Consider the following 5112-nt stretch of genomic DNA (forward strand, 5'->3'; position numbering starts at 1 on the left):
GGATACCACTTTTTAGGCACTGGGCGCTATGATAAGATCGCTTACATACCTTTTCTGAAACTATTTCAGTTTCATGCGTTTGGCGTGTCTTGTGAGTGATTGGATTCCTCAGCCTGCTCCGCTGGAGTAGGCACTCCTTGGTGTACAATTGTCGAGGTAAGCAGACTCGTACGACTTAAGCCTTCTGAATCAAACACCTCTTTATCTTTGGGAGCAAAAGTACTTGCTTCAAGCTTTTCCACCGCTACATCTTGAATATCTAAAACCCTAGATGTACTCCTCAACTCTTCCTCTTCTTTTATAACCTCCGTAGCAACCTCTGTTTCCGCAATTGGTTGTACAGACACCTTTTCTTCCTCATTTTCAACTACTCCCTCTTGTTTCGGTACAAAAGCCGCAGTTGATTGTTTTTCCAAAGGCAAGCTCTCCTCAGCATGCACCGCCTTAGGACCTGTTACTAGAAGAGCCCCCAATAAAATGCTCGCCAAACCAAAATGATATTTCCGAAGTGCAAAACATTGTTTCATTGAATACCAATCAAACTTGTTTCTGTTATTCTTTTTCACAAGTAAATACTCCTTTATTTTTATACACAAATTAGACGTCCTCTACCAAAGAAATCGCCAAAACCTATGTTACACCGACCATTATCCCCCCCCCCCGACTTTGTCAACTAATTTGATGGAGGTTATATAAATAGGCATAGTCGTCTTTATTTCTCTTGTTCCTATAATTTATTTTCTTTCAGAAACCTCAATAATATGATTGATGACCGTGAAACATCGTAGTTTAGTTTATAAATAAATTATATTAGAATAGTGTTATGGCATGTGCTATTCCATCTATTTGGGCAACTCTAAAGCAACTGAATATCACTTTAAAAAAAGACAACTAGCTACAAAGAACAAAATCCTAAACAAGTTCAACGCTATCTTGAGGTACTGGCAGTACTAAGTGATTTACCCATTATCTATATTGATGAAACAGGGATTGATACTTATCTTTATCGAAAAAGGGGCGTGCTGTAAGAGGCAAAAAAGTGTACGATAAGATTAGCGATAGACGATTTGAACGCATATCTGTTGTAGCTGAACAAAGTGGTCATCAGTTAATTGCCCCTATGAGTTATTACCAGTGAATGATAGTTTGCGACCTGCATTTACCATTTTACGCCAAAATCTAAAGATACCTATTTACTGACCAACATGGTATAATAGTTCTATTGAATATCCCTTACTAACCGTCTATCCTAAATGAATTTCAAAAACTGAAAGGCACAACAACTTTATGACTAATAACTATCAACGCATTCATCGTTTGCGTATCATCTGGCACATTCTGAAAGTGACGGGCTTTGCAGCCTTTCTCACTTCCTTTTTCAGTTTTATCTTTGTCGCTGCTGGTCTACTACTCTGTTTAGAGCCTGACCTTACTAGCTATGGGGATAGCTTATGGTATAGCTTTGTAACGGCAACTACTGTGGGTTATGGCGACCTATTGGTCACGACTACTCTGGGACGCATTATCAGTATCCTTTTAGCTATTTACGGTATCCTCTTTCTAGGAAGTCTGTCAGGATTGGTAGTCAGCTACTATACAGAAGTCAGCAAACACTACTCATTAGCAGTTGAAATTGACAAGCAAAAAACTGGTTCCTAAGAGCCAGTTTTTTCGCGTTTTTGAAGCACTAAAATACATTTTCGTCCAAATATCGTCAACCCAATCATCAGAAAGGAAATAGGTAAGAGTTGGACCGGAAAGAACAAGCTGATAAAAATACCTGCCAACCATTCCTTTTCAAGAAGGGCAATAGCCATGGACAAACTGACCACCAAGACAATAAACAAGCTATCTACCTGCGGAAAGACTTGTGCTACTGCAAATCCCTGTAAAAAGGCTGCAAAGGTTATGGGGAAAATATCCCCGCCTGTCCAACCTGACCACAAGCACATTTCCAAGAACAACAATTTAGCAAAAGACAGAAAGATTAAGGTCAAAACAGGTGTTGCTAACCCAAGTTCAACGACGGAATGTAGGCTATGTTGTCCTGAAAATAACAAGATCGGTGATAGCTGGGTCACAACAAACATTGCCAGTCCACCAAGGCTAAGTTTGATCGATAAGGAGAGGTTTAACCTATCTAAACCTCCTCGAATACTACCTTTCAACCAGGTATAGCCTTTGCCGACCGCAAATCCATACAAACAGAGCGGTAAAAAGAAGAGGATATCCGTTAAGGACCAGCTGGTTTCGCCCAACTTGGTCACAAAAGAGGGTTGATCTGTCAATCGCATCATCATCAAGAAAACCAGTAAACCATTAGCAATCAAGAAATTGCGTAATTTTTTCCCTGTTTGTTTTTGGCTAATTGGATAAGACAGAAGATATCGACTGGGATGACATAGGTATTGCAAGCATTTCAACACCCCCTGACCTCTGACTTGATCCCAGTTAGCGTCCAGATATCGTAATTTATCTGCCTGCCAGATGGAGTAGGCAATTATCACTCCCAGTAAAGGGGCTTCTGGACCAACGCCTGCTCCTGAAATCAAGATCAGTAGAGCCAAGACTAGATTTTGCCAAGTATTCTGATAAGAGACCGTTTCGTTTTCGGCCAGTTCATGCAACAAATCATGGCTGGTCTTGGGAAGATTGCCCCACCTGATCTTGAGAAAAATGACCAAACCAGTCAAAAGCCCCAAGACAAGCAAGGAATAGACTGACCCTAGATGAAATTGATGTGGCAGACTTTCCCACAAGAAATGACTACCCAGCTTTTCAGCCATGATAAAACCATAAGAAATCAGAGCAGTCACGCTACTATAGACCAAACCAAGCAAGAACAACACAACATCTTTTTTTCCAAACATATCTCCACCTACAAGAAAGAGGCACTATAGCCCCTTTTCATTATTTAAGTTTGAAGAATTGAGCAATCGCCACAATCCCTTGGTAAATAAAGACAAAAGCAATGGTGTAATTAATAAACAGACCAGTCATCAATGGGTGTCCCATCATGATTAAACCAGCTACAATTCCTAAAATTCCCAACCATACAAGTGGTGTGCCAACAGACTTATCCGTCTTACGAACTTTAAAACCAACGATAGTCCTTGTAATACCATTTGTCAAAGCCCAGAAAGAAACGATAAAAGGTACAAAAGTAACCATTTCAATAAAGCTTCCTGAGAACAAGGCAAATGCTAGGATGAGGGTTACAATACCTCCAAGTAAGTTCCACCCATGCTTTTCTTCAGCGTTGAAATACTGCACAATCTCAGAAATCCCTTGAACTGCAAATACAATAGCAAACAAGAAAGTCATAGAAGCCAAGCTAACGGCCGGATTGACCATCATATTAAAGCCTGCAAAGACTGCAAAGATACCTGCAAGTAGTAACAACCATTTCCAAGTTTTCAACATTATTTTTCTCCTTTTTTAGAGGAATCATCCTCTAGTATTCCATAAATCATCATATCCAAAACCTGTGACAATTGATGTTCATATCCTGAAACCAAATCTGTCAAACTGCTGTCTATCGAAACGTTTAGATAATAGTAACGAAACATGTCCTGAATCAAGCGTAGATAGGTCATAGCTCGCTTTTCATCAATATGGTCTTTGAGTTTGGATTCTGACAAGAGTTTCTGACAAATTTGTTCATTCAAGTCCAAAAAGACAGCTTTCTGTGGTGCAATGTCCGCTTCCAACTCTTCTGGTGTCGCAATCATTGCCTCAAAGAAAATGTGGCTATGCTCTGGGTATTGCTGATAAAATTGGTGACGTCTTTCCATATAGTCAGCCAAGGAGGGCGCTTGGCCTTCCTCACCCAAGAACAGTGCCAAAGCTTTCTCAAAACTTTCCTGTACACATGTCAGGTAAAGGTCTGTTTTTCCAGAGAAATTATGATATAAAACTCCTTTGGAGATGCCATCTAATTTGCAAAGTTCATTTATAATAAATCCTTGGTAACCTTTTGTGGCAAATTCGCTCAAGGCTGCGGCAATGATTTTCTCTCTTCGGAGTCTTGTTTTTTCTTCTTTTCTCATATATTCACCTTTACAGCTTTTAATTATAGACCATTAAGTCTATAATGTCAATCAAATTTCTCTAATTAGTTTATATTAAAATTGTCAGACTGAATCAAAATTGAACTACCTCAATTTAGATAGTCCATTATATAGTTTATATCATTCTCCTTCTAAAACAATTAGTCCCAAGCACAAATACCAGCAGAAGATGAACCACAACATACAGTCCCGTAAAACTCCATTAGCTGCTAAATTTTCTATATAGAGATTTTGTTCTGCGAAGAAGAGATAAATTCCATAAATTTCTATAAAGACTAATCCACTGATAAGTCCGTTAAGTAACAAAACTCCTGTGACTTTAACCTGGTAAAGGATATGCAAAATCAATTCTATTGCGGAGACAATCAGATGACTTTGTACAATTTGTTCCAACATATTACACCTCTTTCTAGGACAACTACTTGCGATAATCGTTAGCTTGCTCCGTGTCGAATGTATCTAGTTGGGCAACCAAATTGCTTTCGTCACCTCATCTAATACTCACTAAAAATCAAAAGTAGACTAGCTTTCACAATTAAGAATTGTGAAAGGTTGGAAATGAGCTTAGCCCTGCTAATTTCCTTATAATCGAAGCCGAAGGTAGAACTAGCCTTCGCCAAGGCAAGTTGACGAAGGATCCTTTTGATTTTTAAAGAGTATAAAGTACTATATAGGTAAGAAAAAACTCCTTATACGAATAACATCGTAAGCATCCAATAACGAGATATATCGAAAAAGACTCTAGAGTAACCCATCAAAGTCATTAAACGAAACATTTATGGATTTGGGAAGTTTGAAAATTTCAAAGGACATATCCTCATTGCTTTGGATACAAAAAAGAGAAGACCAGATTCTGGTCCTCTCTAGATCTTAGCTTATCATCAACCCATTGCAGTTGACAATGAGCCAAAATCAATGTCTTTAAGGTCTACAAGAAAGAGTCGCTATCTTTATTCTTCTTCTCGTTTACCTTTTAATCCTAGTCCAGCTGCTCCCACTAGCATACCGATACCAAGTGCTGTAGTTACAACAGAAGATGTTT

Annotated in this window: 7 protein-coding genes; 1 reads left to right on the forward strand and 6 read right to left on the reverse strand. The window is 38.8% G+C overall.

Going from position 1 to position 5112, the window contains the following annotated elements; all coding sequences use genetic code 11:
• Positions 1-71 precede the first annotated feature (71 nt).
• Positions 72-527, reverse strand: a complete 456-nt coding sequence (locus ACVPON_RS02600) for a YSIRK-type signal peptide-containing protein (RefSeq protein WP_462875901.1) — start codon at positions 525-527, stop codon at positions 72-74.
• A gap of 760 nt (positions 528-1287) precedes the next feature.
• On the opposite strand from ACVPON_RS02600, the gene ACVPON_RS02605 reads away from it, so the two are divergent.
• Positions 1288-1659, forward strand: a complete 372-nt coding sequence (locus ACVPON_RS02605; RefSeq protein WP_462875903.1) for a potassium channel family protein — start codon at positions 1288-1290, stop codon at positions 1657-1659.
• Here ACVPON_RS02605 and ACVPON_RS02610 read toward each other — a convergent pair.
• The 5 genes from ACVPON_RS02610 to ACVPON_RS02630 form a co-directional block, all read right to left on the reverse strand.
• Positions 1656-2870, reverse strand: a complete 1215-nt coding sequence (locus ACVPON_RS02610; RefSeq protein WP_462875905.1) for a chloride channel protein — start codon at positions 2868-2870, stop codon at positions 1656-1658. The genes ACVPON_RS02605 and ACVPON_RS02610 overlap by 4 nt on opposite strands.
• A 40-nt stretch (positions 2871-2910) precedes the next feature.
• The gene (locus ACVPON_RS02615) at positions 2911-3423 is read right to left on the reverse strand and encodes an HdeD family acid-resistance protein (RefSeq protein WP_462875908.1); all 513 of its coding nucleotides are present in this window, start codon (positions 3421-3423) and stop codon (positions 2911-2913) included.
• Positions 3423-4049 (reverse strand): TetR/AcrR family transcriptional regulator, encoded by a 627-nt coding sequence (locus ACVPON_RS02620; RefSeq protein ID WP_462875910.1) that lies wholly within the window; start codon positions 4047-4049, stop codon positions 3423-3425. The genes ACVPON_RS02615 and ACVPON_RS02620 overlap by 1 nt, the downstream gene beginning before the upstream one ends.
• Positions 4050-4190: 141 nt before the next feature.
• Positions 4191-4466: a DUF5966 family protein gene (locus tag ACVPON_RS02625; protein WP_462875912.1), complete on the reverse strand. Its 276-nt coding sequence runs from the start codon at positions 4464-4466 to the stop codon at positions 4191-4193.
• A gap of 554 nt (positions 4467-5020) precedes the next feature.
• A partial coding sequence (locus tag ACVPON_RS02630) for an LPXTG cell wall anchor domain-containing protein (RefSeq protein ID WP_462875914.1) occupies positions 5021-5112 on the reverse strand: 92 nt, incomplete at its 5' end.

The sequence above is a fragment of the Streptococcus sp. 1F3 genome (assembly GCF_054968985.1).

What these genes read in the sequence shown, in the direction of transcription:
- ACVPON_RS02600 (WP_462875901.1), bottom strand. Translation starts at nt 527, where the DNA reads ATGAAACAATGTTTTGCACTTCGGAAATATCATTTTGGTTTGGCGAGC.
- ACVPON_RS02605 (WP_462875903.1), top strand. Translation starts at nt 1,288, where the DNA reads ATGACTAATAACTATCAACGCATTCATCGTTTGCGTATCATCTGGCAC.
- ACVPON_RS02610 (WP_462875905.1), bottom strand. Translation starts at nt 2,870, where the DNA reads ATGTTTGGAAAAAAAGATGTTGTGTTGTTCTTGCTTGGTTTGGTCTAT.
- ACVPON_RS02615 (WP_462875908.1), bottom strand. Translation starts at nt 3,423, where the DNA reads ATGTTGAAAACTTGGAAATGGTTGTTACTACTTGCAGGTATCTTTGCA.
- ACVPON_RS02620 (WP_462875910.1), bottom strand. Translation starts at nt 4,049, where the DNA reads ATGAGAAAAGAAGAAAAAACAAGACTCCGAAGAGAGAAAATCATTGCC.
- ACVPON_RS02625 (WP_462875912.1), bottom strand. Translation starts at nt 4,466, where the DNA reads ATGTTGGAACAAATTGTACAAAGTCATCTGATTGTCTCCGCAATAGAA.